Genomic DNA, 26,971 nt, shown 5'->3' on the forward strand with positions numbered 1-26,971 from the left:
CCTACGGATGAGCCGGGGCGTGGTGTACCGGCCGGGCCGGCCGGTCAGAACCAGGGCGCGAAGCGCCCCGGTGCACACAGGTCGTCGGGGTCGAACTGCCGCTTGAGGGACCGCAGTACGGCGACGGCAGGCGGCGCGGGCCCCCACGCCGCGGCGAGGGCGTCGACGCCTTCCCGGCGCCGCCGCAGCGTCACCGAGCCTCCGGCGCCGTACACGGACTCGCGCCATGCGGTGAGGCACGCGGCGTGCTCAGCCGCGTCCCCGCCGCGCAGCACGACGGTGTGCAGGCCCTGGGCGACACCGCTGACGAGCTCCGCCTCCACGGCGCCGCCGGTGGTCAGTTCGTTCAGCCGCCGCAGCAGGGCGGGCAGCCGCGCGGGATGTGTTCCGGCGCGCAGCACGGTCTCGCCGTCCTCTCCGCGTACCAGGCGGGACAGCCGCTGCCAGGCGGCACGTGCGGCGTCCTCGCCGAGTACGCGGGCCGCCGCGAGACCGGGGACGTCCGGGGCGAGGCGGCCGCGCTCCGCGACGCTCTCCGCGGTGCCCTGGAAGCGGATCAGCAGCCGCTGCCCGTCCCACTCCACCGCGACGGGCTCCAGCGGCGAACGCATCACGGCACGCGCCGCCGTGAGCGCTCCCTCGGCGTCGTCGACGGGCAGGGCGAGGGTCGCCGTGGCTTCGGGCAGCGGGTGGACGCGCAGGTTGAGCCGGACGGCGAGGCCGAACGCGCCCAGCGAGCCGGCCATCAGCTTCACGAGGTCGTAGCCGGCGACGTTCTTGATGACGTCGCCGCCGGTACGGGCCACGGTTCCGTCGGCGAGCACGAGTGTCGCGCCGATCACCAGATCGCCGAGGGAGCCGTACTTCAGGCGGCACGGCCCGGCGTCGCCGCACGCGAGCAGGCCGCCGAGCGTCGCGCCGTCGCCGCCGGTGGGCGGCTCGACCGGCAGCCACTGCCCGGCCGGGGCCAGCACCTCCTGGAGCCGGGTGAGCGGCATCCCGGCCTCGACGCCGACCGTCCAGTCCTCGGGTGCGTGGCTGATCATGCGGTCGAGACCGGAGGTCTCCAGCACGAGGCCGGTCTCCGCCACGGGGGCGCCCCACTCCAGCGCCGTACCGGCGCCTTCGAACAGCACCGTACGGCGCTCGTGTGCCGCGGTCGCGAGGGCGTCGGCGGCCTCGGCGAGGCCCGGCGGGCGTACGCGGGAGGGCAGTTCGCCCGCCGCTGTGCCAGACTCCCCCGCAGGCGGCCGCAGTTGAGCCGCACCGGGTGCCGGCGCCGCCGACGGTGCGGGTTCCGGGGCGGGTTCCGGTGCGCCGTCCGCGGGCGGTCCGCTCGCACGGACCGTCCCCTGAGGCTCCTCGGTCACCTCTGTCACAACCTCTCGATCACGCCGGCTTCTTCGAGCGGGTGCGGCCGGTAGCGGCCGGACGCCTCCCCGCACAGCCGCGGAGTGGGCAGCACCTTGCCGGGATTGGCCAGTCCGTCCGGGTCGAAGGCCGCACGCAGCTGCCGCATGACCGCCAGGTCCGTCTCCCCGAACATCTCCGGCATGGAGCACGCCTTGTCCAGGCCGATGCCGTGCTCGCCGCTGAGCGAACCGCCCAGCTCCACGCACATCTCGGCGATCTCGGCCGCCAGGCGCTCCGCCCGCTCCGACTCCCCTGCCCCCTCGTCGAAGAGGACCAGCGGATGCAGGTTGCCGTCGCCCGCGTGGAAGACGTTGGCCACGCGCAGACCTTCGGCGCCCGACATCGCGGCGATGCGGCTCAGGGCCTCGGACAGGCGGGTGCGGGGGACGACGCCGTCCTGCACGAAGTAGTCGGGGCTGATGCGTCCCACAGCGGCGAAGGCGGCCTTGCGTCCCTTCCAGATCAGGGCGCGCTCATCGGAGGTCGTGGCGATGCGTACGTTCGTGGTGCCCTTCTCATGGCACAGCGCGACGACCTTCTCGAACTGCTCGTCGCACTCGTGCTCCATCCCGTCGAGTTCGACGACGAGCGCCGCCGTGGCATCCAGGCTGTACCCGGCGTGCACGGCCGCCTCGCAGGCCTCGATGGCGAGGGAGTCGAGCATCTCCACCGCCGCCGGCACGATGCCGGACGCCATGATCCCGCTGACGGCCTCCCCCGCCGCCTCCACGGTGGGGAAGTCCGCGACGAGAGTGCGGACGCTCTCGGGTGTACGCAGCAGCCGCACGGTGATCTCCGTGGCGATGCCGAGGGTGCCTTCGGAGCCGATGAAGAGGCCGCGCAGGTCCGGCCCGGGGCTTTCCGGTGCGTCCGCGCCGAGTTCGGTGACGGACCCGTCCGGCAGGACGACGCGCAGCGCTGTCACGTGGTGCACGGTGAAGCCGTACTTGACGCAGTGGGCGCCGCCGGAGTTCTCCGCGACGTTGCCACCGATCGTGCACACGACCTGACTTGAGGGGTCGGGCGCGTAATAGAGGCCGTGCGGCGCGGCGATCCGCGAGATCTCGGCGTTGGTGACGCCCGGCTGAAGCACCATCCGCCGGTCCTCGGGGTCGAAGTCGAGCACCTGGCGCATCCTGGCGAGGGAGATCACCACCCCCTGCGCCACCGGCACGGCGCCACCCGACAGCCCCGTCCCGGCGCCCCGGGCGACGAAGGGCAGCCCGGCCTTCGCGCACAGGGAGACGGCGGCCGCTACCTCTTCGGTACTGCGCGGCAACACGACCAGAGCGGGGACTTCACGGAAGCCGGTCAGCCCGTCACACTCGTAGGTCCGCAGCTGGAGCGGATCGCTCAGTACGGATTCCGTTCCGAGTGCGGCTTCGAACTCCCGGCGCAGTACGGTGTCGATCATGGCACCGTGCCTCCTGACCCGTAGATCCTCCGACGGAACGGCAGTTCAGCGAATTCCGAAATCCGGTATTCAAGAACCGCGTCACGGAACCTAGGGTCCTTGCATCTATGGGTCAACCCTTCGTTGCATCTATGTTTCACAACTTCCGCGCCACCGCCGCGGCACCGCCACGCGTCCGTACGTCCCGTCCGGCGTGAGCACCCCGGGCCGCCGAGGGCAGGCTGCGACCGGGATTTGAGACTTCACGAGCGTCTTCGTGCCTCTGCCTTCGGGTGCGCCCGGGAAACCCTCAAATAGCACTTCAATGAGACGATTGAAGCATGCTCGTGAAGGCCTGCTCCGGGCTCCGGAGCAGGCGCGTGGATCCGGCGGGGAGGCCAGGGTGAAGTTCGTTCTCGAAGTCGACATGGGTGACACGGCGTTCGACGGCGACGCGGCAGCCGAACTGGGCCGCATCCTGCGGTACTGGGGCGGCAACCTCCGCCACTACGACCTCAAGCCGGGCACCGGCGAAGCCCTCTACGACTCCGGCTACCACGAAGTGGGCCGCTGGGCGGTCGTGACCGCGGACGGGTCCTGACCGCCGCGGCGGCGGCGAGCGGCGAGGGACCGAGGAACAGCGAGTTGCTCCGGGGCGCGTCGCGGGGAAGGTCACTCACGCGGCGCGGGCGCGGAACGACGCGCGGTAGGAGTGCGGCGTGACGCCGGTGACGCGCTTGAACCGTTCGCGGAAGGCGGTGGGTGAGCCGAACCCCGAGTGCGCGGCGATGCGCTCGACGCCGTGGTCGGTCGTCTCCAGCAGGAACTGCGCACGCCGCACCCTGGCCCGCAGCAGCCACTGCAGCGGGGTCGTGCCCGTCTGCTCCCGGAACCGGCGGTTGAAGGTCCGCTCGCTCAGTCCGCTGCGCCCGGCCATCTGCGCGAGGGTCAGCTCCTGTCCGAGGTTCTCCTCGATCCAGGACAGCACCGGTTCCAGCAACGACCCCCGGGGCACGGGCGGTTGGGCGTGCACCATGAACTGAGCCTGGCCGCCCTCCCGCTCCAGCGGCATCACCGCCAGCCGGGCCGAGTCCGCCGCGACCGCCGATCCCAGGTCCCGCCGGATCAGGTGCAGGCACAGATCCAGGGCCGCGGAGGCGCCAGCCGAGGTCAGGATCTGCCCGTTGTCCACGTAGAGCACGTCGGGGCGGACGTCGACGCGGGGGAACGCCGCGGCCAGCCGGTCCGCAGCCATCCAGTGGGTGGTCGCGCTCAGCCCGTCCAGCAGGCCGGCCGCGGCGAGGACGAAGGCGCCCGTGCAGACGGAGGCGATCCGGGTGCCCGCCTCCGCGGTCTCGCGCAGGGCGTCCAGCACGTCTCCGCCCGGCGGCGCGGCCCGCTCCGAGCACCCCGGCACGACCACCGTGTCCGCCTCCCGCAGGGCCTCCAGGTCGTGCGGGGCGACCAGCGTGAACGCCTCACTGGCCACCTGAGGCGTCGCCGCGCAGACCTGGACGCGGTAGGGACGGCGCCCGTCCGCCAGCCGGGCACGCCCGAACACCTCGATCGGCGTGGCCATGTCCGCCGCCACCACATGATCCAGTGCCAGTACCGCCACCTTGTGCATGAGGCCACGGTAGGCGAGAACGCGCCAGTCGTGAATGCGCACGTCACAACGGAGCTTGCGCTTCCCCGGCGGCCCTGCGCTGCTGGCGGGAATCCGTTGGAAGTTGTCGATCCAGCCACTGGGGAGCGCCTGGTCACCGGCCTAGCGTGACGCTGCGAGATCCCGGCCGTCCCATGAGACCGAGCCGGGAACCGGCGATCACACAAGGAGCAACAGCAGCCCATGCACGTACAGATCATCCTGTTCGACGGCTTCGACCCGCTGGACGTCATCGCCCCGTACGAGGTCCTGCACGCCGCCGGGCAGGCCGCGGAGGGAGCCGTGACCGTCGAACTGGTCGCCGCCGAGGGCACCCGTGAAGTCCCCAGCGGCACACCCCCGTTGAGCCTCCGGGCCGTCGGTGCGCCCGACCTGGACCGCGCCGACGTCATCCTTCTGCCGGGCGCCGCGGGCCGTCACACGCCCGAGCCGGAGGACACCGGTGAAGGGGGGCAGTGGGGAAGGAGAAGGGCCCGAACCGCAGGACACGATCCCGGCGCTCCTCGCCCGTACGCTCGGAACCGGCCTGCCCGCCGTGGCCGCGGAGGCGCTGGCACGTGAGGACACGCTGGTCGCGACGGTGTGCGGCGGCTCGCTGATCCTAGCGATGGCCGGGCTCGTCGAGGGCCGCCACGTCACCACACACCACCTGGGCATGGAGCTGCTCGCACCTGCCGGAGCCCGTCCCGTCGCCGCCCGCGTCGTCGACGACGGGGACCTGATCACCGGCGCGAGCGTCACCTCAGGGCTGGACCTCGCCCTCCACCTCGTCGAACGCGAGACCGGGCCCCGCGTCGCGCACGAGGTCGGGACGCTCTTCGCCCACGAGCGCCGCGGCGTCGTGTGGTCCCCGCGCGGGCCTGTCCCCGCCGGTGAGCGTGCCAGTGGGGCCGCGGGGCAGCGGACCGGGGCCGCCCGATGACGAAGTTCCTGCTCGCCGTCCACGTCCTGGCAGCCATCGTCGCGGTGGGGCCCGTGACCGTGGCCGCCAGCATGTTCCCCGCGGCGGCCCGCCGCGCACAGGCACAGGGCCAGGCTCAGGCACAGGGCCAGGGCCAGGGCCAGGCAAGGGCCGCCGGACCGGACGCCGGTTCCCTCGCCGCCGTACGGGTCCTGCACCGCATCTGCCGCGTCTACGGCGTGGCCGGCGTGGCCGTCCCGGCGTTCGGATTCGCCACCGCGAGCAGTCTCGGCGTCCTCACCGACGCCTGGCTGATCGTCTCGATCGTGCTCACGGCTGCGGCGGCCGGCGTCCTGGCGCTGGCCGTCGTCCCGCGCCAGGAGACGCTTCTGGAACAGCTCGACGGCACCGGCCAGGCCGGCGGTGCCCCGTCCCCGGCCGGGACAGGCCCGGGAGCCACCGCGCAACTGGCCATGCTCACGGGCCTGTTCAACATTCTCTGGGCCACCGTGACGGTACTGATGATCCTCCGGCCCGGATCGACCACGAGCGGGTGAGCACGCGGGCCCGGCCGCCCCGGTCCCGCCCGGCACGCACAGCAGTCCGCCCGGCGGCGGCTCCCCCGAAGTCACCGTGCATGTGCCGGAGTTCTTCCCGCTCCGGGAACCGGCGAGCGGCCCGGCCGGCCCGCGCCGCGCTCCGGACCTCCACGGTGGACCGCCTTCGCCGAGCACGTGAAGGCGCACCTGCCGGTGTGCCTCCCCACCGCTCACCGTTACTGGCGGTTACCCAGGCTCCGCACGCGGCACGGCCCGTCCTCCTGGGCCTCTGTACTGGGGTTCCGCAGGTGAGAGGCTCCCTTCCCTCACATTCCCTCCCCCGATTCCCCGCACGGGAAGATCCGTATTTCCCTAGGCAGCGGGCCGCGCAGCGAGGTAATTTTCGCCGTCAGTCACTGAACGTCGTGACAGGGAGCAGACGGGGTGAGGGCGGTGCGCTGTGCGTGACTACAGCCTTCCCCCGCTCGTGGAGCCGCTCAGATCCGGCGGCCTGGCCGACTCCGTGTACGAACTGGCCGCACGGGAACCGGGGTTGCCGCAGCTGGCCCGCCGTGACAGTTCCGACGGAAGCACCGGCGAGTGGCGTGAGATGACCGCCGCCGCCTTCGCGGCGCACGTGCTCAAGCTGGCGAAGGGCCTGCTCGCGGAAGGCATACGCTTCGGCGACCGGGTCGCCGTCATGACCCGTACACGGCACGAGTGGACGCTCTTCAGCTTCGCCCTGTGGTCACTCGGCGCCCAGGTCGTGCCGCTCTACCCGACGTCGTCCGCCGAGCAGTTGCGCTGGGTCCTGGGCGACTCGGGGGCGCGCGCCGTCATCGTCGAGCACGAGGACCACGCGATGACGGTCGGCTCGGTCGTCGACGGGCTGCCGCACCTGCGTCACATCTGGCAGCTCGACGCGGACTGTGTGGGGTGGCTGACGGAGGCGGGCCGCCCCCTCGAGGACAACCATGTGCACCGGCAACGCTGGGCCGTCACACCGGAGATGGCGGCCGCGGTCATCTACACGTCGGGCACCACGGGCCGCCCGCGCGGATGCGTCATCACGCATCGCAACCTCGCCTCGGAGTGCGACACGATCCTCGCCGGCTGGGGACGCCTGATGGGCGAGCCCGGTCAGCAGCCCTCCATACTCGCCTTTCTGCCCGTGGGTCATGTCTACGGACTGATGGTGACGGTGCTCTGCATCCGCGGCGGCTATCTGCTTGGACATCAACCGGACATCTCCGCCAGGGAGTTGATGCCCGCGATCAGGTCCTTCCGCCCGACGTGCCTTTATGCGGTGCCGTACTTCTTCGAGAAGTTCTACGCGGGTGCACGGATGATGGCCGAGAAGGCCGGCCGCGGCGAGACGTTCGACAAGGCGATGGCGCTCTCCAGGCGGTACGCGGAGGCGGCGGAGGCCCAGGCGTTCGGTGCCGGACCGGGTCCCGGCACCGCGCTGCGGGCCCGGCACGCGGTCTACGACCGCCTGGTCTACCGGCACTTGCGTGACATGCTCGGCGGCCGTACGAGGAACGTCGTCTCGGGCGGTTCCACCCTCGGACGCGAACTCGGGCTGGCGCTCGCCGGCGCGGGGATCGTCGTCTACGACTGCTACGGCCTCACCGAGACCACGGTCGCCATCACCGCGCAGCCTCCGGGCATGCCCCGGTTCGGCACCGTGGGGCGCCCCATGCCGGGCGCCTCGGTGCACATCGCCCGCGACGGGGAGGTGTGGGTCCGGGGACCGATGGTCTTTCCCGGATACACGGACGGCTCGCACGGCACCGCACAGCCGGACTCCCCGCATCCCGAGGGCGGCGGCGCCCACGCACGGCAGCCGTACGCGGAGACACTGCGCGACGGCTGGCTCGGCACGGGCGACGTCGGCTACCTCGACGACGGCTATCTGGTCATCACGGGCCGCAAGAAGGACGTCATCATCACCAGCGCCGGCAGAAGCGTCTCGCCCTTGATGCTGGAGACGCGGCTGCGCGCCCATCCCCTCATCTCCCAGGCGTTCGTGGTGGGTGACGACCGTCCCTACGTGGCCGCTCTGGTCACCCTGGACCCGGAAGTGCTCGAACAGTGGCGCAAGGGCCGTGAACAGTGGGGGCCTTCGGGCCCCGGTTACGGCAACACGCCCGCGGAGGAGCTGGAACGCGAGGTGGGGCGGGCCGTGGCAGCGGCCAACAGCGTCTTCTCACGGGCCGAGTCGATCCGATCGTTCCGCATACTCCCGGAGGAGTTCACGATGGCCGACGGCCTGGTGACGCCGTCGCTGAAGCTGCGGCGGGAAGCGATCACGCGCATGTACGCGACTGAGATCGAAGAGCTGTACCGGAGCTGACTGCTGCCGGGGACGGCACACGGCAGATACGAGTCGGCAATGTAGCAGCGTTGAACGCCGGAGGACCGGTTCTTGTCAGGTCGGGACGAAGCCTCGACCACATCCTCACACTCACGATTAACGTCCGTCGCACTTCAAAGATGAGTGTGAGAGGAGGGCGGATGGGGTCCGCCATCACGCCCGGGCGGGCGATCGGCACCGTGCTGGTCGTCCTTGGGCTCGTCGCAACGCTCTCAGCGCTGCTGGTGCCGGTGTACTTCTTCGACGGCAACCGCACCATCGCGCTGGCCCGTTCGGGATGGCAGGACGACGGTAAGGGAACCTGGAAAACGGAATACGGCCCCCTTACCCCATTGGACCGTGACTTCATACGCAAAGTGCGGGATGCCGGTCTGTGGGAAGTCCCCGCCGGCAAAGCCGCGCAGGAGCGCGGGACACGAAAGTCGGTGCGAATCGCGGGCGATCATCTCGTCGACGGACACACGGAGTTGGACCGACGGGCCATCGAGGCCGGTCGCACCCTGAAGGTCAAACTTCCGAATGAGCCTGCCAGTGCCAGCCAGAAGTCTCTGGAAGACATCAACAGCGCTCAGGGTGACGAATTCGACCAGGTTCTCGTCGACAGGCTGCGCCGGGCTCATGGCGTGGTCTTCGGCCTCGTGGGCCTTGTACGCGATCAGACCCGCAACTCAATGGTGCGGTCGTTGGCGACCCGGGCCAACGCCATTGTCCTCGATCACCTCACAGTCCTGGAGGACACCGGGCTCGTGGATTTCGAGGCGCTGAACGACGCGAAATGAGTGGAGTGAAGTCAATATGAGACAAAAAGGCCACAAACGCTCGCGCACGGCGAACAAAACGATAGCGATCGTCGCAGCGCTGGTGGTCGGTGGTGGCGGCGCGGCGGCGGTGGGTGTGACCGCCTTCGCGGGGTCGGGTGAAGACCCCGCTGCTGCCGCCAGCACGATCGACTGTCCTGATGTGAGCCTTGCACTGGGCCAGGTACCCGAGGGTGCCAAGGAGCCCGTGGGTCAGAAGCTCGCCACTCTGGACCAGCAGGTCGCGCAGGCCTACGGCCAGTGGAACTCCCAGGAGCAGAGCTCCGAGGAGGCCCTGGGCCAGTTGAACCAGCAGCGCTCGGAGACCATCCGGAGCATGGGTCAGGACATTCAGAACGCCGGCGGTGAAGCTCCCGGTGACATGGAGTCCATGGCTCAGTGCCAGATGATGCAGGACCAGGCCACGCAGGAGGGCCAGGAGGGCGGAGGCGAGGACGGGCAGCAGGTTCAGGGCCCGGTCGCCGAGGACTTCGTCAATATCGAGGACGTCGAGCCCAACGCCTCCGAGGAGGAGGCCCCGGGCGGCACCTTCACGACGGAGTGCGGCAACAACGAGGAAGAGCACTTCAACTCTGACAACGTGATCGCCGCTCCGGGTGTTCTGAACGGCGCCCACCACGTGCACGACTACGTGGGCAACGAGGACACCAACCAGGCCTCCAGCGACGAGTCTCTCGCCGCGGCGGGCACCACCTGCGCCAAGGGTGACCAGTCGACGCACTACTGGCCCGTGATCCGTTCTCTGGACGGCAACGAGGACCAGCGGGGCGCCGTTGACGAGGCCGACGTCCAGCAGCAGCAGGGCGGCGAGGGCCAGGAGGAGCAGCCCCAGGGTCAGCGCAACGGTGACGACGCCGGCCAGGACCAGGGTCAGGGTCAGGACCAGGGCCAGGAACAGCCCCCGGCCGAGGAACAGCCGCCGGCTGAGAACCAGGGCCAGGACCAGGGCCAGGAACAGCCCCCGGCCGAGAACCAGGGCCAGGAGCAGCCCCCGGCTGAGAACCAGGGCCAGGACCAGGGCCAGGAACAGCCTCCGGAGGAGGGCCAGGACCAAGGTCAGGACCAGGGCCAGGAACAGCCTCCGGAGGAGGGCCAGGACCAGGGTCAGGACCAGGGCCAGGGTGAGGGCGAAGAGGAAGAGCAGGTGGGTGGCGGTGAAGGTGCCGAGGCCCAGGTCGGCGACGGTGGGGCCAACGACCTCAACGTCGGCAGCATCCTGCAGCCCAACGCCACCCTGAAGTTCACCTCCGGCGGTGCCGAGCAGGTCGCCGAGATGCCGCGCTTCCTGCGCATCATCACCGGTGACGCGAAGGCCTTCACCAACGGCGACGAGAACGCCAACGCGTCGTGGAGCTGTGAGGGCTTCGAGGACCGCCAGCTCGAGGAGCAGTACCCGATCTGCCCCGAGGGCAGCGCCACGATCCGTACGTTCAACTTCCAGAACTGCTGGGACGGTCAGAACACGGACAGCGGCAACCACCGCGACCACATGGCGTTCTCGGACGACCAGGGCAACTGCCCCGAGGGCTTCCAGAACGTCCCGCAGCTGCAGCAGACGATCAAGTACGACATCCCTCAGGAGAACTTGCTCAACGCTGACACACCGTTCGCGGTGGACTCCTTCCCGGAGCAGCTGCACAAGCCCATCACCGACCACAGCGACTTCATCAACGTCATGCCCGAGGAGCTCATGACGGAGGCTGTGAACTGCATCAACGAGGACCAGGACTGCTGACATAGGACTCCGCCGCGGGGCTTCCGCCCCGCGGCGGAGGACTTGCAGGATCCAGGAAGCGGCCCGGACACAGATTCTGTGTCCGGGCCGCTTCCTGTTCTTCTGTGTTCTGTTGTCCTTTGTCTGCTGTGTTCTGTGTTTCTGTGTTCCGTTGTCAGTGCCTGTTGTCAGTGCCTCACTCGGAGGTTCCGGGCCGGCACCCGGTGCGTGAACACCGGGTGCCCGCGGTCACAGACCGTTTACCCGGGCCTCGCGTGCGACGCCCAGCGGGCGCACGCCCTGGGTTGCGGTGCGCGCCCTGCGGCCGGCGCGTGTGCGCTGCCGCCTGATCTGCCCCAGCAGCCGGCGGCCGCGAAGGGTCATCTCCAGTTCGAAGCGGGTACGCGGATCGCGCAGCGCCGAACCGAAGAGCTTCTCTATCTGACGCAGCCTGTACCGCACCGTCTGCGGGTGCACCTGCAACGTCTTCGCCGCCTCAGGTGCTCCCCCGCTCTCCAGCCACGCCAGCAGCGTGACTTCGAGGCGCTCACTCTGCCGCGGGGTGAGCTCGGCGAGGGGGCCGAGCCAGCGGGAGGAGAGCGCGCAGGCGAGCGATTCGTCCTGCAGCAGCAGAAGCATGGACAGATGGTCGTCGACGAAGAGGACCTTTCCGTCCGGGTTGTTTCCGATGTTCCCATTCATGCCGGCGCCACCCGGTGCCCCGGGTGGCGGTGTCAGCTCAAGCAGCCGCCGGGCCCAGCGCACCGTTGACCCCGCGTCGCTCAGCGGGACGGTGTGCCCGACCGCAGCGGTACGACCGCGCAGCACGTTCTCCAGTGCTTCGCGGTCGTCCTCGGGGTCGGGTATCAGCAGGCACAGCTCACTCTCGACGGGGCTCACCAGGGCGTTGCCGAGCGCCGCGGCGAGCTGGGGCACCTCGCTGGGTGAGGCGAGGGCTACAGCACGCACGGTCTCGGGCAGCGGCCACCTTGCTGACCTGGCCAGTTCCGTCAGTCGTGATTCCGGGAATTCCTCCTCTCCCATGAGTGCCGTGAACAGCTGTCGTCGCGCCCGGTCGATGGGAACCGCTGCTGTGACGTTGTCGGCCTGGGTTGCGGTTCCCGTGTCCGTGTTGTCCTTTGTCTCCGGGGAGTGATGTCCCAATGCGGCCAGCAATGCCTGTTCCACGGCCCATTGAGCATCCTCGCGGTCAATTTCCCGCAGAAAAGCGGACATTGCCGGTATGCTGCGCTGTAGAGCTTCCACCACCTGGTCTGCGACGGCGGGCAGCTCCTTTCTCTGAACGCGCGCCCACTCGCCACGCGGGCGAGACCGGATGCGGTTGAGAACGTCGCTCATCTCTACCTCGTTCCTGCCGGGTTGGGCCTGCCCGAGCACGGGAGGACAAGCCCGCGGAGGTTGCCTCCGGTAACCGGTATCCCGCCCCGGCCCCGGAGTTGAGGGTCCCCCTGCTTCCCCTGAAGGGGCATCATCGACACCGCGGGGTGCGGCGGCGATCCCACTGCCAGAATTTGTCACAGAGCGATAAAACCTGTGAAGGTCCCGGGGAGTTCCGAGATGCTTCTGCATCCCGACCACCGCATTTTGGTCGCGCAAAGTAGAGAGCTACACACCAGAACGTCACGGGTCATTCCCGATTCAACTGCTTTGCGGTATACGGCAGATGCGGGACCGAGGGTCAGGTCGGACTTCGGCGACAGTGCGATCGGAAGATCCGGATGCCCCCAGAACAGATCCGTGTCCCGCCGGCGAAGCGCCGTCCTACGGCGCCCGCGGCGCCCCGGCGAGGTGGCGTCACCCCTCGCCAGGGCCGTCAGCGCTCGGCTCCGCGCCCGGATCCCGGCCCCAGACTCGACGTCGAGAGCCCCGGGCGCGGCACGGCGGCACGCTTCGTTCCCCGGTACACGGCATTCGTGATCGCTTCTGCCCTGGCCATCGTCTTCGCGATCAGCAACCAGTCGCTGGACAGGCTGTGGGCGTTCATCGAGTTCGGCTCCGGGGTCTTCTCCCTGCTCCTGCTCAGCTTCTCGGTTCTGTGGGGCGTGGCTGCCGCGGACCGGCTGCTGCTGGACCCGAACCACCGGCTCATCGCCCAGGCCATCCACCGGGGCTCCGCCGTCGGCGGTATAGGTTTCCTCGGTCTGCACATCTGGTCGAAGGTCGCTCTCGGCTCCACGACCTGGCAGGCGACGGCGATACCGGGGCTCGATCCCGCCCAGCCGATCCTGATCGGACTGGGCACTGTCGCGGGTTATCTCTTCGTGGCGGTGACGGTGACAGGCGCCGTGCGGGGCGCCTTCGCACGCAAGGGACAGTCACGCATGTGGCGTGCCCTGCACATGACCGCCTACCTGGCCTGGGGCGCTTCCCTGGTCCACGGGCTGCGCGCCGGCCGCGCCGTGCAGGACTGGATCGACTGGGGATACGCCATAGCCCTGACCGGCGTGACCGTCGTCCTGATGATGCGCCTGGCTCCCGGGCGGAACGCGTCACCGGTCGACAAGCGCAAGAAGGAGCAATAGTGACATCTCTCGTGCCCTCCCCCGTCTCCGCGTCCAACGCGGACTCGGTGCCCTCCCTCGCCTCGTTCGGGCCGCCCCGGTTGCTCGCGGGCCTGGGCACCGGCGCGGGATGGACCAGGCGCCTGGACCGCGTCGGCCACCTGACGGTGCACGGAACGATGCCCGAACTGCGGCTCGAAGAACTGGTCGATCTCGCCGAGAACATCGATCTCCGCGGCCGGGGCGGTGCGGGCTTCCCCTTCGCCCGCAAGCTCAAGGCCGTCATCGAATCAGCCCACCGGCGCCAGCAAGCGCGTGCTGCCGTCGTGGTCAACGGCACCGAGGGCGAACCGAGCTGCCTCAAGGACACCGCGCTGCTCCTGTTCAGTCCGCATCTGGTGCTCGACGGAGCGATGCTCTGCGCCCGCGCGCTGAACTCGGACGAGGTCAACGTCGCCGTGGCACGCCCCGATGTGGAGCGATCCGTGCGGGACGCCGTCGCCGAGCGGGGTCCCGGCGGCCCGCGCATCCGCGTCGTCCGCATGCCGGAACGCTTCGTCACCGGTGAGTCCAGCGCGATCGTCAGCGGTCTCAACCAGTTGCCGGTGCTGCCCTCGGGCGACGGCATCCGGGCCAGCGACGCCGGAGTCGACGGCCTTCCCACGCTGCTGTCCAACACCGAGACCTTCGCCCAGTTCGCCGTCGCGGCACGTCTGGGCGCGCTGGACTTCCGCAACGTGGGACTGCCCACCGAACCGGGCACGGTGCTGCTGACCGTGGGCGGCGACAAGGTCGTGGAGACGCCGACCGGTGCCCCGCTGCCGTACATCCTGGGGCTGTGCGGCCTCGACCCGGGCCAGGGTGTGCTGATCGGCGGCTACCACGGGCGCTTTCTGGAGCGGGACTCCTGCTGGCAGGCACGGATCTCCCGCGACTCGCTGGACGCGCTGGGCTCGACTCTCGGGGCCGGCGCGGTGCTTCCGCTGCCCGAGGGCACCTGCCCCGTCGGTGAGGCCGAACTGGTCGCCCGCTGGCTGGCGGACGAGTCGGCCGGGCAGTGCGGCCCGTGCTACCTGGGGCTCCCGGCGCTCGCCGACACCGTGTCCTGGGTGGCCGACGGCGGCGGGCAGGAGGCCATGAACGCGGTGCGGGCGAGGACCAGGGGCGTCAAGGGACGCGGGGCGTGCAGCCACCCCGACGGCACCACACGCTTCGTGGAGTCGGCGCTGGAGGTCTTCGCCGAGGACTTCGAGGAGCACGCCTTCGGCCGCGGATGCGGCAGGCCGGTACTCGGCTGCCTTGCGGTGCCCGACGCGGTGCAGCTCTCGGCCGGCTACCGGCCTCCCGAGCGCACCGAACGCCCCCGGCGCGTCCCGCAGATCGAGCAGAAGCAGAAGCGGCTGGTCGTCGACTGGACGCTGTGCCAGGGACACGGGCTGTGCGCCGGAGTCGTCCCGGACATGATCGAGCTGGACATCGACGGCTACCCGGCGGGCGCATCGGCGACGATCCACCCGCACATGCACAAGCAGGCACAGCGCGCAGTGCGCCGCTGTCCGGCACTGGCGCTGCGCATCGTGGAGCGGTAGGGAGCGGGTGCAGCCGCGGGCGCGGCGGATTCACGGCGACGGCCTCAACGGGCAGCAGCCCGGGGGAACTTGGCCTGCAGCACATTTGTCCCGGTCGCGGTAGGCCGCGGTTTGGCACGATCGGACAACTTTCCGCCGCCCGGAAACCTCCTGCACCACACTCACGTCCCAGCTACACATTTCCAGTACCGAAGGAGCGGTCATGAGGAAGCAGCGTCGCGTGGCACTGGTGGGGACCGCGCTCGTCGTCGCGATGTTCGCTACGGGATGCGGTTCCAACGGCGATGACTACTCCGGTCAGAAGCTCAAGCCGGCCGGGCAGGCGGCGGACAACGACGACACCGGCTCCAGCGGCACCAGCAGGGCCAATGCCCCTGCGAAGTCCCTGCAGGTCAAGCCCTCGGCCAAGCTCGGCGACGTCGTCACCGACTCCAAGGGCTGGACGCTGTACCGGTCCGACGACGACACCGCTTCGCCCTCCCAGTCCAACTGCAACGGCAACTGCGAAGACACATGGACGGCGGTGCCCGCGAAGGACGCCAAGGCGACGGCAGGAATCGCCGAGGACCAGGTCGGCAAGGTCAAGCGCGCCGACGGCAGCTATCAGCTCACCCTCGGCGGCTGGCCCGCGTACCGCTACGCCAAGGACAAGAAGCCCGGCGACACCGAGGGCCACGGCGCCGGCGGCACATGGAACGCCCTCGCCCCCGACGGCGGCAAGGCGAGCGCCCGCAACGTCAAGCAGCTGAAGGCCGTCAAGAACCCGGAGCTCGGCGAGATCCTCGCCGACGCGGAGGGCCGCACCCTCTACCGGTTCGACAAGGACTCGGCGTGGCCGATGAAGTCCAACTGCAAGGGCGACTGCCTGAAGATGTGGGTGCCCGCGAAGCCCGTGGACAAGACCAAGGTCAGCGGCGTCAACCCCAAGCTCCTCACCACCTACGAGCGCGCGGACGGCACGAAGCAGCTGACCATCGACTGCTGGCCGCTGTACTGGTACAAGGGCGACAAGAAGGCCGGTGACATCAACGGCCAGGGCAAGATGGGTCTTTGGCACGCCGCCACCGAGGACGGCAAGAGGGCAGGCGCCTCCCGCTGATCCCCGGCACCCGACGGCACACGGCACACGGCACACGAGAAGTTCCTGAAGGGCCCGCACCCTCGCACCGTCCCCCACGGGGGGCGTCGAGGAGGCGGGCCCTGAGGAGTTCAGAGGGCCGGTACGCCCGGCCCCGCACCGCCCGGCCCCGCGCCGCCGGGCTCCGCACCGCCGAGGCAGGTCAGGGCCGCCGTCGTCATCGCGGTGACCGCCGTGGGCAGACCGGTGCGCACGTCGGGAGCGAAGCGGGGTGAGTGATTGCCCGGCGGGGGCCCGGGCGGCGGCTGCCCCGAACCGTTGCCGGACGCGCGTGACCACTCCCGCGCCCCGGTCGCCCCCACCATCCAGTAGACGGCGGCAATGCCAGTCGCTCCGTGGAGTCCCGCTCCGGCGTCGCCGTACAGGGCGAAGTCCTCGGTGGCCGCCGAAGGGAGCCAGCCGCAGACGCGCTCCGGTCCGTACAGCCTGCGGTGCGCCTCCCGCACAGCCGCGCCGGTCTCCGGGTCGGACACGGTGACCGGCGAGCGGGAGACGATCCTGATCTCCGGTTCGCGCGGGCAGCCGGCGGCTGCGCACTCGGCGGACACCGTCCGCTCCACGGCCGCGGTGAGCCGTTCCAGCGACGCCTGCGTCTGGGCGCGCACCGTGATCCCCAGCTCGGCCCGCTCCGCGATCACGTTGCTGCCCGAACCGGCGTGCAGCGACCCGGCGTTCACGACGGCCTGCTCCGCCGGGGCGGTCTCCCGCGCGGCCAGGCCCTGCAGGCGCATGACGACGGCGGCGGCCGTCACCAGGGGGTCGACGGCCAGGTGCGGGGCACCGGCGTGCCCGCCGCGTCCGTGGACGACCACCTCCATCCCGGCGCTGCCCGCCAGCACGGGGACGGACTCCCCGGCGTGGGCGACCATCCCGGCCGGGAGCGGCGCGGTGTGCTGCGCCAGTGCGGCCGCGGGGACACCGAAGCGTTCGTAAAGGCCGTCCCGCAGCATCGCGCGGGCTCCTTCGAGGGTCTCCTCCGCGGGCTGCCCGACCACCACCACGGTGCCGCGCCAGCCGCCGGCGGCCCGCGCCAGGAGGGAGGCGGCACCGGCCAGTGCCGCGAGGTGCATGTCGTGGCCGCAGGCGTGCATCGCCGGGCCCTCGGAGGCGTAGGCGAGTCCGGTGCGCTCCCGCACCGGCAGGGCGTCCAGTTCGGCCCGCAGCATCACGCGGGGGCCGTCGCCGTTGCGCAGCACCCCGACGACACCGTGGCCGCCGACGCCACGTGCGACGTCGTACCCCTCGCCTTCCAGCCAGCCGGCGAAGCGGGCCGCTGTGCGGCTCTCGCTCCCGGACAGCTCCGGGTTCCGGTGCAGATCGAGGTAGAAGGCGACGAGCGGCCGCAACAGCTCCTTCAGGGCGGCCAGTACGGGCACGTCGTCGCCGGTGAAGGCCGCGGGTCTGCTCACGGGAGCAACCCTGCAGCACTGCCGTGCGGCGGGCGCTGACACTCCGCTGACATCCGGTGTCAGCGGAGTGTCAGCGGCCTGTCACCACGACGGCGCCCGGTATGCCAGCGGCGTGGTCTGCAATGGCAGCACCGATGCCACCGGCAGTGCCCGTGGCCGACCACAAGGAGCCCCCATGGCTGACAAGTCCTCCCTCGACTCGCTCGCGGACGAGATCCTGGAGCTGGAGTCGGAGACCTTCGAGATCTCGGACTACTCGGACGCGAGTGAGGTCGTCCTCGCCGGTTCGACGAGCTGCTCGTCCACCTCGACGTGCTCCTCGACCACCAGCACCACCTCCTGCAGCGCCTGACCAACGGCCGCGCGGACACGGTGAATCCGTGAACGGCTCTCTCCCGCCCGGAGAGAGCCGTTTTCGATGTACGGGCCAATCGGCCCCCGCAAGGCCCTCAGAGAGCCTCCTGAGCCTCTTCCTGCCCCCACGTCACGGAAACGGGTGGGGCACCATCCGGATCTCTCCGTCCGGCAGGTCCGTGCCGCGCAGTCCCGCGCGGCGTGCCGCGGTGCGCAACCGCGGCATCAGCGGGGCGCGTTGGCGGGACCAGCCGAAGTCGATCGGGAGCAGCCCCGGCACGACCGTGCCGACCGTGCGCAGGCCGATACGTTCCTGCTCGGGCGTCGTCTGGTCCACCACGATCACGTCGTGTCCGGCGGCGGCCAGTTCGTCACGGCACACGGCCACGTCCTCCAGGAGGTCCCCGCCGCGCGGCCGTCGCCGCTCCTCCCATTCGGCGTACAGCACGGACAGCGGTTCCACCGCCGCCGGTTCCAGGTAGGGCCGGACGTACTCCGCCATCCGCGGCAGTCCGTAGAGCTGCGCGTGGTCCTTCAGGTGCAGCACCTTGGTGAAGTCCTCGGCCATGGCTTCCAGTTCGGCGCGGCGTTCCCGCACCTGCCGCGGCAGGTGCGGGATGTAGGTGAGCACCTCCGACAGCGCGGCCTCCAGTGCCGCGGCCGGGTCGAGGCTCGCGCCCGCGCCGAAGGAGAAGCTGCCCGGGCCGCCGTCCCTGCGGACCGCCAGCGCCGTCACGACGGGCACCGCCAGGTCGATGCGGTTGTCGAAGGCGTGCACGTCGTAGCCCTGCAGGGCGGCACGTGCCGTCATGGCGGGCACCGCGCCGCCCGCCGAGCCGAGGTCGATGGCGGTGAGCCGGGTGCCGCCGTACCAGGCGAGCAGGAAGGCGTCGCGTTCGATGAGTTCCAGCAACCCGCCCAGTACGGCCTCTTCGAGGCAGCTGCCGATGGCGCAGCCGTTGGAGCACTCGAAGACGAAGTCGTCCGCCGCGACGCCCGCGCTGTAGTGGACGAGCCGTGCCGGCACGAGGATTTCACGGTCGTCGCGCAGCGAGCGGCCCCGCACCCAGGGGATGGGACGGTCCGGGTCGAAGGGGCGGACCACCGGGTCGTCGCGGTAGGTGGCCGGCGGATAGAAACCGCATTCGGCCGGGTCCAGTGCCTCCTCGCCGAGCTCACGGTACGACCGGGTCAACAGGGCGCCACGGCGCCTGCGGTGGGTTCCGGCGTACCGTTCCAGGCCTTCCAGGAAGGCGAGTTCGCGGCTCGCGGCGAAGCTGTTGGCCTGCCCGCTCCAGGTCACGTCGGTGAGCCCGGCGTAGCCGCGCATGAAGACGCTGCCCGCGACGGGGGCGGTCGTGGGCGAGGTGACGTTGATCCAGGTGCCCGCGCCGAGGGCGCCGGCGACGGGATTGGCAAGCGCCGCCTCCGGCATCGGGTACGAGGAGGCCGGCCGCAGCCGGCAGGCGTCCGGGGCCGGTTTCCTGCGCGGGACCAGCCGGGGCGGGGCGGCCTCGCCCGCGCCGCCGCCGGGCAGCGCGCACCGGGGGCAGAGCGGTTCGGGCAGCAGCGGATGGGTGCTCACCGCGAGGGTGCGCAGGTCCAGCCGGGTCACCTGTGGCAGTTCGCGGTCGGCGGGACGCTGCGTGCCCGGAGGCGTCATCGTGCCCGCGAGGGCCGCGTCGCACAGGGCGCCGACGGCGTCGAGGACGTACGCCGGCAGCTGCGGCCACTCGCCTGCCGCCCCCGTGGCGCCGCCGGTCTCCAGAGCGTCCCGCTCGGTCCGGGTGCGCAGCCGCTGCCAGCGCATGCCGAGGCAGCGGCCGCACACCGGCGTCCCGGCGTCGCCGCCCCAGGGGCCCACCAGCACGGCCTGCGACGTGAGCTGTACGCGGGCGCGGGGCCGTACGTCCGAGTACGGGTCGCCGGAGCCCTCGCCGAGCACGTCGTGCGCTCCCAGCGGGACCACGAGCGGCGTTGACGGCTCACTCGCGGCGCCCTCCCCCTGGGCCGTCCCGGTGCGTCTGCCGCGACGGAGCGCGCCGGGTCCGTCGTGACAGCGCGCGTGGCGTTCGTCGAGGTGGCGCTGGAGGCGGGCGCGTGCCGCCTCCAGGGGTCTGCCGCCGGGGGCGGCGGTGGTGGTCATACCCGGTTGCTCCAGCGGAAGGTCTTCAGGCACACCGCGCCGAAGACCACGGTGAACACGACCAGTCCGGCGCACCCCAGGAGGACGTCACCGGTGCCGCCGCGTCCCGAAAGCGCCGCGGAGACCGCGTCGTTGAGGTATCGCAGCGGAAGCACCCGGGAGGCGGTCTGCAGCCAGGACGGCAGCATGTCCATCGGCAGGAACGAGCCCGACAGGAACGCCATCGGCACCATGAGGCAGTTGGCGATGGCGGCGACCGCCTCCGGTGTGTCGGCGAGCGAGCCGATGACGACGCCGATCGTCAGGAACGCGGTGATGCCGAGGACGAGGGCGGGCAGCGCCAGCGGCCAGCTGCCCTTCAGCTCCAGCCCGAAGGGCGGCAGCAGCGCCACCCCGGTGAACAGCACGGCCTGGACGACGCCGACGCCCAGCGCCAGCACGTACCGGGAACCGATCACGGCGGGCAGCCTCGTCGGAGTCATCCGGATCAGCCGCAGCAGGTCGTCACGCCGCCACTGCATGAGCGTGAAGGCCACGCTGAAGACGGCCGCGTTGGCCACGCCCCAGGACATCACGCCGGGCGCGATGTAGGAGATGTAGGGGCGGCCGGACTCCTGGACGTCCTGGCCGCTGAAGATCAGCCCGAAGACGACGAGGAAGATCAGCGGGAAGGCGAAGGTGAAGAAGAGGGTGGCCTTGTCCCGCACCTGTGCCCGGTAACCGGCTCCCGTCAGTGCTGCGTACGCGGTCATGACTGCTGCTCCGTGTCGTCCGTGCCGTCGGTGGTCCGGGTGCCGCCGGTGCCCTCGGCGGTGGTTCCCGCCGCCGCGCCGGTGAGTTCGAGGTAGACGTCCTCCAGGGTGGCCGTGCGGGTCTGCACCCCGGTCAGGCCCACCAGCCGGTCGACGGCGGTGAGGACCTGTCCGGACACCCGGGTCTCCAGTACGAGGGAACCGCCCCGCACTTCGGCCCGATCGACGCCCTCGATCTCCAGGGCCGCCTCGGGCGAGAGGCGCCCGGCGGGAAGCAACAGCCGGGTCGGCGCCCCTCCCGCGGCGACCAGGCTGTGCGGCGAGTCGAGGGCGGCGACCGCGCCGTCGACGAGGATCGCGACCCGGTCGCACAGGGCCTCCGCCTCGTCGAGGTGGTGCGTGGTGTAGACGATCGTGCGGCCCTGCCGTTTCAGGCCGCGCAGCACCTCCCACAGATCGCGCCGGGCCTGCGGGTCCAGAGCGGCCGTCGGCTCGTCCAGGAAGATCAGTTCCGGTTCGTGCACGAGGGCGGAGGCGATCGCCAGGCGCTGGCGCTGGCCTCCGGAGAGGTTCTCGACCATCACGTCGCGCTTGCCGGTCAGCCCGACGGCCTCCAGCGCCCGGCCCGCGGCGTCCTTCGGTGCGCCGAACAGGGCGGCGACGGTGGACAGATGCTCGCGCGCGGTCTGGCGTACGAAGAAGGCCGAGGACTGCGTCTGCACCCCGATGCGGGGCAGCAGGGCGACGTTGCGCGGCCACGGCGACCGGCCGAGCACCGTGACCGTTCCGGAGTCCGCTTCGCGCAGGCCCTCCATGATCTCCACCAGGGTGGTCTTGCCGGCTCCGTTGGGACCGAGCACGCCGAAGAACTCCCCTCGTCTCACCTCCAGGGAGACTCCGGCCACGGCCTCGTGGCCGCCGTAGCGCTTGCGGATCTGCTCGACGGAGATCGTCGTCTCCGTCCCGGTCCGGTGTGTCTCTGGCTGCAGAGCCCTTGCCTCAGTCATGTCAACTCGTGCTCCTCGTACGGGACTTCTCGCTTGTCGGACTGGAAGTACGGACTTGCGGAACTGCGGAACTGCGGATCGGCCGGACTGCCGAACCGCCCGGCGTCCTGCCGGAACTTGGCGCAACCGGACGTGCTCAGGCGGAACTCGGCGGAAGCAGAAGGAAATACACCGCGGCGGCCAGTCCTGTCAGGAGGACGCAGACGAGGACGGCCGAACCGATCCCGTACGCGGTGTAGAGGATGCGCGCCCGGCGCGGGTAGGAGGCGGCGGCAGCCCGGTCACGCAGCCGCAGCCTGAGATACCGGCCGCTCTCCGGTGCGTAGCCGGAGACCCGCAGAGCATGGCTGAGCATCGTGTAGCCGTCCAGGGGCGGGAGCGGCAGCAGATTGGCCAGGGCCTGGACGCTCCCGAGCAGCAGCAGTCCGGAAAGGACCCTGCGGGTGGAATCGTCCGGCGGCAGCACAGACCACCATGCCGCTGCGGGCAGCAGCAGCACCAGGTTCATGAAGGCGCCCGCCCCGGCCACCGCGAGCTGGTGTCTTCGGCGGCGCAGATGCACGTAGTCCTCGACCGTGCAGTACATGATCGCCACCGGCAGCCGCCAGCGGAGCCCGATCTCGCCGACGGTGCCGCCGAAGTGGCGCGCCGCGACCCCGTGGGCGAGTTCGTGGAGCGCGATGCTGAACCAGATGACGGTGCACACCGCCAGCAGCGCCACCGGGTGCCGCAGCAGCCACGCGGTGTCCCGCGCCAGCTCTGCCAGGTGCGCGGCGAGCAGCACCTCCATGGCGGCGGTCAGCGCGAGCAGCGTCAGCAGCAGCGGGGCGCGCAGCAGCGGCCTCAGCAGACGGTGCAGAGCCGTGGCTGTGGCCTGCGCGTCGGCCACCATCCGCATCCGGCCTTTGAGCAGGTTGCCGGTCACCGCGCCGCCGCCGGCCCCGTGAGCGACCGTTCCGGGACGGCCGGACGGTCCCGGCTGCGCGGGCCGTGCCGCCCCGGCATCCTCATGGGTGCCGTCCAGCAGGCCGCGGGAGCCGAGAAGTCCCAGCAGCTGCCGCCAGTTGGCCTCTCCGAGCCGCTTGCCGAAGCTGCGGGCGTAGGCGGCGCCGATCTCCTCCAGGCTGCTGGAGCCGTCGAGCCGTGAGATGAGGAAATGCTCCCTGGGGCCGACTTCGAACGTCGCTCCGGTGCCCGGGTTCCGGATGACGTGGATGGTCGCGGCGGCACGCAGCAGCGGCGGACTGACCAGCACGTCCCGCCGCAGTGCCGGGCGCTGGGCGCTCAGGTCGTACGGCCGCGCGGTCACGGGCTCACCGCCGGCGCTTCGCGCAGCCCGGCGCCGTCGAGGTCCTCCCGCAGCACCCGGCCGAGTATGTGGGCGAGATACGCCTCGTCGCGGATCGTCACATGAAGTCGGTTGTTCGTCATGTGCATGTACGGGGAGAGAAGCGTCGGCAGCACCACGGCCAGGTCCCGCGTGGGGACGGCCTGTTCGTCTTCGGGTGAGGCGAAGACCAGCTCACCGCGCGATGCCGCCGCCACGACCCTCTCGCTCAGTTCGGTGCAGTGCCGCGACCATCCGCTGAGGAACGCGGGCAGCCGGACCGCCCGCCCGCCGGGGCCCTGACCGCCGCCGGGCCCGGAGCGCGTGGCCGCGACGGCCTGTCTGATCTCCCGGTAGCGGCGGCCGAGCCCCGGGGCGGTCTGCGCGTAGTTCCGGTCGTACTCCTCGGAGCCGATGAAGCCCGTGCCGGGGAAGGCCCGGTGCCAGAACTCGTAGTACTGGTCGAGGTATTCGGCCTGCTTGCGGGCGTCGGGAAGGAAGCAGCTGAGCATCACCATCATCAGCTGCGCGGAGGTACCCAGGAGGACCGTGCGCAGGTGCAGGTTCATCGAGCTGAACGCCTCCGCGACCAGATCGCTGGAGTGCGCGAAGTGCCATTCGGCGAGTTCCACCCCGGCCGGGCCGCCGTATTTCCGGTACTCGGGTGAATAGGGCTCCCAGGAGCGGGAGTTGTTCGGGCGCAGGTTCATCCGGCCGTCCTCGCCCATGAAGGCGCTGCGGTCGCCCTCCGGGAACTCGATCTCGAACAGCGCGTTGTAGAACTCGTTGAGGAAGCCGGTGTCCACCTCGTACAGCGCGGGCCGGGCGCGCAGGAAGGCGTCTATCGCCTCCTCGGCCCGCCCGCGCACCTCCTCGGTGTCCTCCGCTCTGGCCGGTCTGAGTCTCAGCCGCACATGAGGCCCCTCCAGCCAGTAGTTGAGGAAGAAGTGCCCGGCGAGCAGCCCGTCGTCCCGCAGGGACGCGACCAGCGGGCGGATGCAGTTGACCAGCAGGGGCTGCGGGTTGGCGGCGTAGAAGACGTGCACGGCCTGCCACTCTCCGGGTTCCCGGGACTCCTCCGGCATCACGGTGCCTCCTTCGGGGACGGGGTGAAGGTGAAGGTCTCGACGGCCAGTTCGGCGACGTGGGCGCCCCGTTCGGAACGCACGTGCAGGCCGTCCTCGGCGGGGAGCATCTCGCGCAGCACGACGCGGTCCTCGCCGTCCTTGACCAGGCCTTCGAAGGCGGCGAGGGACAGGACGCTGGCGAAGTCGACGAACACGGGCTTGCTCGCGGACTTCGACGCCCCTCCGCCGCGCGGCCCCGCCGCCGTCACCGTCGCGAACACCTGCGCGGGCAGGGCGTGTTCTCGCCTGAAGCGCTGCCATTCCAGGAACCAGCGGTGCTCGCCTTCGCCGTTCGTACGGGCACGTGCCGGCAGGTGGGCCGCGGTCGTGCTCCAGCTGCGGCGGCTCAGTACGAGAGACCCGTGCCGCACCCGCGGCCGTACCGTCACGCCGCGGTGGGCCGGACCTTCGGGGACTCCGCCCCACACATCCGTGCGGGCCATCGACGTCGGTGAGAGAAGCAGCAGCGTACGGGGGATCTCGGGGAGCGCGAGGGGCACCAGGTAGCCGAGATAGACAGGTACGACCTCGCGCCCGAGGCGGCGCGAGCGCAGCACGAGCCGGTCGGCCGCCTCGTCGTGCTCCGCGTACAGGTCCTCCAGGTGTATGCGGGACTCCTCCGGGACGGTGGAGGTCTCGCCGGGGCAGACGATCTCGTGGCCGGTCAGCCGGCCGTGCAGGTTGAGGTTGCTGGTGACGGCGCCGCCGGTCACTTCGGCGAGTACGGCGCCGGGCGGTGTCACGGCTTCGGCTGTCCCGCGCAGACCGGCCGCGAGGCCGGCGTCCGGACCCTCCTCGTCGTAGAGGTGCGTGAACCGGCTGAAGGGGAAGGAGAGGCCGCCGTATGAGCGGTTGACCACGACGAGGGGCGTTCCGTCCTGCTGTCCCAGCTGAAGATGGTGGGTCTGCGGCGCGAAGCGGGCGGAGAGCGGGGCGAGTTGCGCGGCCACCTCCTCCAGGTGCTGCTCTTCCAGGTGGAGTTCGGCGTCGTCGCGGCCGCGTTCGCGCCATCCGTCCCACAGCTCCCGCATCCGCCTGACGAAGGTACGGCGGGCGGAGTCGACGGCCCTGATGCCGGGCAGGCCCAGCCAGTTCTCCTCGGGCACGTACTCGCCGTCGTCGCCGAACGGGCGGCGCTTGGCGGTGAAGGAGAGGTACTGGTCGAAGAAGTCCTCATGGAAGTCGTGGACGAGCCCGAGCAGGTCGTCGCAGCGTCCGCCGGTCCCGTACCGCGCGACGAAGAACCCCTTGAAGGTGACCCGTTGCGGCAACGTCACGTCGAAGGCGGGCAGGACGCTCTCCAGGCGCCGCAGTTCGCGGCCGGTTCGGCCTCCGAGTCCCCGCCAGCGGCAGGGCAGACCGGCCCCGGCCCGGGCGTCCTCGTACAGGACGGTCTGCGGCAGTGCCGCCCGCGAGGCTCCCAGCCCGGACTGGACACGGTGCAGCATCTCGCGCAACTCCCGCAGCAGGCGGGCACGTTCACCGGCGTCCGCCCGCGGATAGGCGGCGAGGACCGCGGCAGGTCCCTCGAGCTCGTCGGCCACACGGTCCGCCCACGGGCGGCCGACGCCGCGCAGCGCACGCTGGAAGGAGAGCAGCGGGTCGCTGCTGTGGACGTCGGTGTCGAGGCAGGGCACCTGGATCATGCCGAGCTGGTGGAGAGCGGAGAGGTAGCTCTCGCACTGCTCCGGCGGCGCGTCGTGCTCACGGCTCAGCCAGTCGGCCAGCTCGTGGTGGCGCAGCTCCGTGCGGTCCTCGAAGAGGCCGAGCAGCCGGTCCAGGATGCCGCTGCGCCGGAGGAAGTAGAGCCGGTCCTCCGCGGCGTCGAAGGTGACCGTCGCGCTGTCGTCGCCGGCCGTCACCGAGCGGCGCACGTAGCGCACCCGGTCGGCCTCGCGCCCCCAGCCGGAGGCGAGACGGACGGGAAGACCGGCGCGCCGTGCGGGGTCGGCGACGATCAGCTCGGTGAGCCTGCCGAGCACCACGACACTGAGCCGCACATGGCTCTCCCACCGGTCGCCGAGGCTGATCACCGCGTCGTCGCCGTCCTCCTCGAAGAGGCCGGTGGCCACTCCCGTGAACGTGCTGAAGGGGCTGGTCTTGCAGGCCGTCCGGTAGACGTACGCCATCAGGGAGCGCTCGATCTTGCGCATGCGCTTGTCGGGCTGCTCCCCCGCCGCCCTGCGCAGATAGCCCTCCAGCTGCCCGTCCAGAGTCGGGGAGGCGAGCAGCAGCCCCAGCCGCAGCCGGGGTTCGGCCATGAGCTCCCGCAGCGCGGCGCGGCTGCGTTCGCCGTCGGCGGCGAGCAACTGCGCCCCGCGGTCGCGCAGTTCCTGCAGGCGCCGCCTCTCCTCCAGCCACTCGGCGGTCCGTTCACCCGCGCCGGCGTCCAGTGAGCGGACCAGCTCCGCCGCCGCAGCCGGGTCTTCGGGAAGCCGGTTGTTGAACATCTGCCGCCGCAACGTGAGCAGTCTGCGCCGCAGTTGGTCCCCCGGGCCGCGCTCCGCTGCCCCGGTGGTGGTCACGAGGCCGTGCAGGACGTCGGAGAGTGCTGCGGCGCGCCGCAGCAGTCGCTCCTCGGCCGCGAGCACCTCCTCCGCCCATTGGACGCTGCCGGAGGCGCGCAGGGCGTGCACGGACTCCAGGGGCAGGCCGGCGGTGCGGAGCATGAAACGGCGTCCCGGTTCCCACACCGTCGTCGCCGCCGTCGCTTCGGCGGGAACCGGGGTGGTGACGTCCGTCGTGGTCGTCGGCACAGAGGTCATGGCGGGCTCCCCCA

The 26,971-nt window shown here is 71.1% G+C and carries 22 protein-coding genes; 11 read left to right on the plus strand and 11 right to left on the minus strand.

Features of this window, described 5'->3' with window-relative positions; genetic code table 11:
* Window positions 1–44 precede the first annotated feature (44 nt).
* The gene (locus AN215_RS01295; protein WP_171904107.1) at window positions 45–1,370 is read right to left on the minus strand and encodes an FAD-binding oxidoreductase; all 1,326 of its coding nucleotides are present in this window, start codon (window positions 1,368–1,370) and stop codon (window positions 45–47) included.
* A gap of 5 nt (window positions 1,371–1,375) precedes the next feature.
* Window positions 1,376–2,827 (minus strand): FAD-linked oxidase C-terminal domain-containing protein, encoded by a 1,452-nt coding sequence (locus tag AN215_RS01300; RefSeq protein ID WP_070012672.1) that lies wholly within the window; start codon window positions 2,825–2,827, stop codon window positions 1,376–1,378.
* A gap of 382 nt (window positions 2,828–3,209) precedes the next feature.
* Here AN215_RS01300 and AN215_RS01305 point away from each other — a divergent pair, with 382 nt between their 5' ends.
* On the plus strand, window positions 3,210–3,407 hold the full coding sequence (locus AN215_RS01305) for a hypothetical protein (RefSeq protein ID WP_070012670.1): 198 nt from the start codon (window positions 3,210–3,212) through the stop codon (window positions 3,405–3,407).
* Window positions 3,408–3,482: 75 nt separating this feature from the next.
* Here the strand turns inward: AN215_RS01305 and AN215_RS01310 are convergent, their stop codons facing one another.
* Window positions 3,483–4,433 carry a GlxA family transcriptional regulator gene (locus AN215_RS01310; protein ID WP_070012767.1) on the minus strand — a complete coding sequence of 317 codons (951 nt, stop codon included), beginning with the start codon at window positions 4,431–4,433 and terminating at the stop codon, window positions 3,483–3,485.
* Between the two features lie 222 nt (window positions 4,434–4,655).
* Here AN215_RS01310 and AN215_RS30720 point away from each other — a divergent pair, with 222 nt between their 5' ends.
* The 6 genes from AN215_RS30720 to AN215_RS29475 all read left to right on the plus strand — a co-directional run bounded on the left by AN215_RS30720 (window position 4,656) and on the right by AN215_RS29475 (window position 10,842).
* Entirely contained in the window at window positions 4,656–5,033 is a 378-nt protein-coding gene (locus AN215_RS30720) for a type 1 glutamine amidotransferase family protein (RefSeq protein ID WP_338057903.1), read from the plus strand.
* Window positions 5,008–5,394, plus strand: a complete 387-nt coding sequence (locus AN215_RS30725; protein WP_338057904.1) for a DJ-1/PfpI family protein — start codon at window positions 5,008–5,010, stop codon at window positions 5,392–5,394. The genes AN215_RS30720 and AN215_RS30725 overlap by 26 nt, the downstream gene beginning before the upstream one ends.
* Complete coding sequence (locus tag AN215_RS01320) at window positions 5,391–5,930, plus strand: hypothetical protein (protein WP_070012669.1); 540 nt, start codon at window positions 5,391–5,393, stop codon at window positions 5,928–5,930. The genes AN215_RS30725 and AN215_RS01320 overlap by 4 nt, the downstream gene beginning before the upstream one ends.
* Before the next feature lie 442 nt (window positions 5,931–6,372).
* Window positions 6,373–8,268: an AMP-dependent synthetase/ligase gene (locus AN215_RS01325; RefSeq protein ID WP_070012668.1), complete on the plus strand. Its 1,896-nt coding sequence runs from the start codon at window positions 6,373–6,375 to the stop codon at window positions 8,266–8,268.
* Window positions 8,269–8,429: 161 nt separating this feature from the next.
* Window positions 8,430–9,068, plus strand: a complete 639-nt coding sequence (locus tag AN215_RS01330; RefSeq protein WP_107374251.1) for a DUF4142 domain-containing protein — start codon at window positions 8,430–8,432, stop codon at window positions 9,066–9,068.
* Between the two features lie 16 nt (window positions 9,069–9,084).
* A complete protein-coding gene (locus AN215_RS29475) occupies window positions 9,085–10,842 on the plus strand; it encodes a DUF1996 domain-containing protein (RefSeq protein WP_245694139.1) in 1,758 nt (585 codons plus the stop codon).
* Window positions 10,843–11,070: 228 nt separating this feature from the next.
* On the opposite strand, the gene AN215_RS01340 is transcribed toward AN215_RS29475, so the two are convergent.
* Window positions 11,071–11,865, minus strand: a complete 795-nt coding sequence (locus AN215_RS01340; protein ID WP_245694141.1) for a PucR family transcriptional regulator — start codon at window positions 11,863–11,865, stop codon at window positions 11,071–11,073.
* An 890-nt stretch (window positions 11,866–12,755) separates the two neighbouring features.
* On the opposite strand from AN215_RS01340, the gene AN215_RS01345 reads away from it, so the two are divergent.
* The 3 genes from AN215_RS01345 to AN215_RS01355 all read left to right on the plus strand — a co-directional run bounded on the left by AN215_RS01345 (window position 12,756) and on the right by AN215_RS01355 (window position 16,031).
* Window positions 12,756–13,364: a hypothetical protein gene (locus tag AN215_RS01345; RefSeq protein WP_070012664.1), complete on the plus strand. Its 609-nt coding sequence runs from the start codon at window positions 12,756–12,758 to the stop codon at window positions 13,362–13,364.
* Window positions 13,364–14,932 (plus strand): NADH-quinone oxidoreductase subunit NuoF family protein, encoded by a 1,569-nt coding sequence (locus tag AN215_RS01350; protein ID WP_070012663.1) that lies wholly within the window; start codon window positions 13,364–13,366, stop codon window positions 14,930–14,932. The genes AN215_RS01345 and AN215_RS01350 overlap by 1 nt, the downstream gene beginning before the upstream one ends.
* Before the next feature lie 202 nt (window positions 14,933–15,134).
* Entirely contained in the window at window positions 15,135–16,031 is an 897-nt protein-coding gene (locus tag AN215_RS01355) for an SCO0930 family lipoprotein (protein WP_070012662.1), read from the plus strand.
* Between the two features lie 110 nt (window positions 16,032–16,141).
* Here AN215_RS01355 and AN215_RS01360 read toward each other — a convergent pair whose 3' ends face one another.
* Window positions 16,142–17,479 (minus strand): amidohydrolase, encoded by a 1,338-nt coding sequence (locus AN215_RS01360; RefSeq protein ID WP_245694143.1) that lies wholly within the window; start codon window positions 17,477–17,479, stop codon window positions 16,142–16,144.
* Between the two features lie 175 nt (window positions 17,480–17,654).
* Here AN215_RS01360 and AN215_RS01365 point away from each other — a divergent pair, with 175 nt between their 5' ends.
* Window positions 17,655–17,831: a thiazolylpeptide-type bacteriocin gene (locus AN215_RS01365; protein WP_070012661.1), complete on the plus strand. Its 177-nt coding sequence runs from the start codon at window positions 17,655–17,657 to the stop codon at window positions 17,829–17,831.
* A 132-nt stretch (window positions 17,832–17,963) separates the two neighbouring features.
* Here the strand turns inward: AN215_RS01365 and AN215_RS01370 are convergent, their stop codons facing one another.
* The 6 genes from AN215_RS01370 to AN215_RS01395 all read right to left on the minus strand — a co-directional run bounded on the left by AN215_RS01370 (window position 17,964) and on the right by AN215_RS01395 (window position 26,957).
* Window positions 17,964–19,979, minus strand: a complete 2,016-nt coding sequence (locus tag AN215_RS01370) for a TOMM precursor leader peptide-binding protein (RefSeq protein WP_070012660.1) — start codon at window positions 19,977–19,979, stop codon at window positions 17,964–17,966.
* Complete coding sequence (locus AN215_RS01375) at window positions 19,976–20,731, minus strand: ABC transporter permease (RefSeq protein WP_070012659.1); 756 nt, start codon at window positions 20,729–20,731, stop codon at window positions 19,976–19,978. Before AN215_RS01375 ends, AN215_RS01370 begins: the two co-directional genes overlap by 4 nt.
* Window positions 20,728–21,738, minus strand: coding sequence for an ABC transporter ATP-binding protein (locus AN215_RS01380; protein WP_079122586.1), 1,011 nt, complete (start codon window positions 21,736–21,738; stop codon window positions 20,728–20,730). The genes AN215_RS01375 and AN215_RS01380 overlap by 4 nt, the downstream gene beginning before the upstream one ends.
* Before the next feature lie 136 nt (window positions 21,739–21,874).
* Window positions 21,875–23,047 carry a M50 family metallopeptidase gene (locus AN215_RS01385; RefSeq protein ID WP_070012658.1) on the minus strand — a complete coding sequence of 391 codons (1,173 nt, stop codon included), beginning with the start codon at window positions 23,045–23,047 and terminating at the stop codon, window positions 21,875–21,877.
* Window positions 23,044–24,150, minus strand: a complete 1,107-nt coding sequence (locus tag AN215_RS01390) for a lantibiotic dehydratase C-terminal domain-containing protein (RefSeq protein WP_070012657.1) — start codon at window positions 24,148–24,150, stop codon at window positions 23,044–23,046. The genes AN215_RS01385 and AN215_RS01390 overlap by 4 nt, the downstream gene beginning before the upstream one ends.
* Complete coding sequence (locus tag AN215_RS01395; RefSeq protein WP_420856211.1) at window positions 24,150–26,957, minus strand: lantibiotic dehydratase; 2,808 nt, start codon at window positions 26,955–26,957, stop codon at window positions 24,150–24,152. Before AN215_RS01395 ends, AN215_RS01390 begins: the two co-directional genes overlap by 1 nt.
* Between the last annotated feature and the right edge of the window lie 14 nt (window positions 26,958–26,971).

It is taken from the genome of Streptomyces abyssalis, assembly GCF_001751365.1.
Lineage (GTDB): Bacteria > Actinomycetota > Actinomycetes > Streptomycetales > Streptomycetaceae > Streptomyces > Streptomyces abyssalis.

Coding starts and splice junctions, on each gene's coding strand:
- AN215_RS01300 (WP_070012672.1), bottom strand. CDS start 2,827: ATGATCGACACCGTACTGCGCCGGGAGTTCGAAGCCGCACTCGGAACG.
- AN215_RS01310 (WP_070012767.1), bottom strand. CDS start 4,433: ATGCACAAGGTGGCGGTACTGGCACTGGATCATGTGGTGGCGGCGGAC.
- AN215_RS30720 (WP_338057903.1), top strand. CDS start 4,656: ATGCACGTACAGATCATCCTGTTCGACGGCTTCGACCCGCTGGACGTC.
- AN215_RS01320 (WP_070012669.1), top strand. CDS start 5,391: ATGACGAAGTTCCTGCTCGCCGTCCACGTCCTGGCAGCCATCGTCGCG.
- AN215_RS01330 (WP_107374251.1), top strand. CDS start 8,430: ATGGGGTCCGCCATCACGCCCGGGCGGGCGATCGGCACCGTGCTGGTC.
- AN215_RS29475 (WP_245694139.1), top strand. CDS start 9,085: ATGAGACAAAAAGGCCACAAACGCTCGCGCACGGCGAACAAAACGATA.
- AN215_RS01340 (WP_245694141.1), bottom strand. CDS start 11,865: ATGGGAGAGGAGGAATTCCCGGAATCACGACTGACGGAACTGGCCAGG.
- AN215_RS01355 (WP_070012662.1), top strand. CDS start 15,135: ATGAGGAAGCAGCGTCGCGTGGCACTGGTGGGGACCGCGCTCGTCGTC.
- AN215_RS01365 (WP_070012661.1), top strand. CDS start 17,655: ATGGCTGACAAGTCCTCCCTCGACTCGCTCGCGGACGAGATCCTGGAG.
- AN215_RS01370 (WP_070012660.1), bottom strand. CDS start 19,979: ATGACCACCACCGCCGCCCCCGGCGGCAGACCCCTGGAGGCGGCACGC.
- AN215_RS01375 (WP_070012659.1), bottom strand. CDS start 20,731: ATGACCGCGTACGCAGCACTGACGGGAGCCGGTTACCGGGCACAGGTG.
- AN215_RS01380 (WP_079122586.1), bottom strand. CDS start 21,738: ATGACTGAGGCAAGGGCTCTGCAGCCAGAGACACACCGGACCGGGACG.
- AN215_RS01390 (WP_070012657.1), bottom strand. CDS start 24,150: ATGCCGGAGGAGTCCCGGGAACCCGGAGAGTGGCAGGCCGTGCACGTC.
- AN215_RS01395 (WP_420856211.1), bottom strand. CDS start 26,957: ATGACCTCTGTGCCGACGACCACGACGGACGTCACCACCCCGGTTCCC.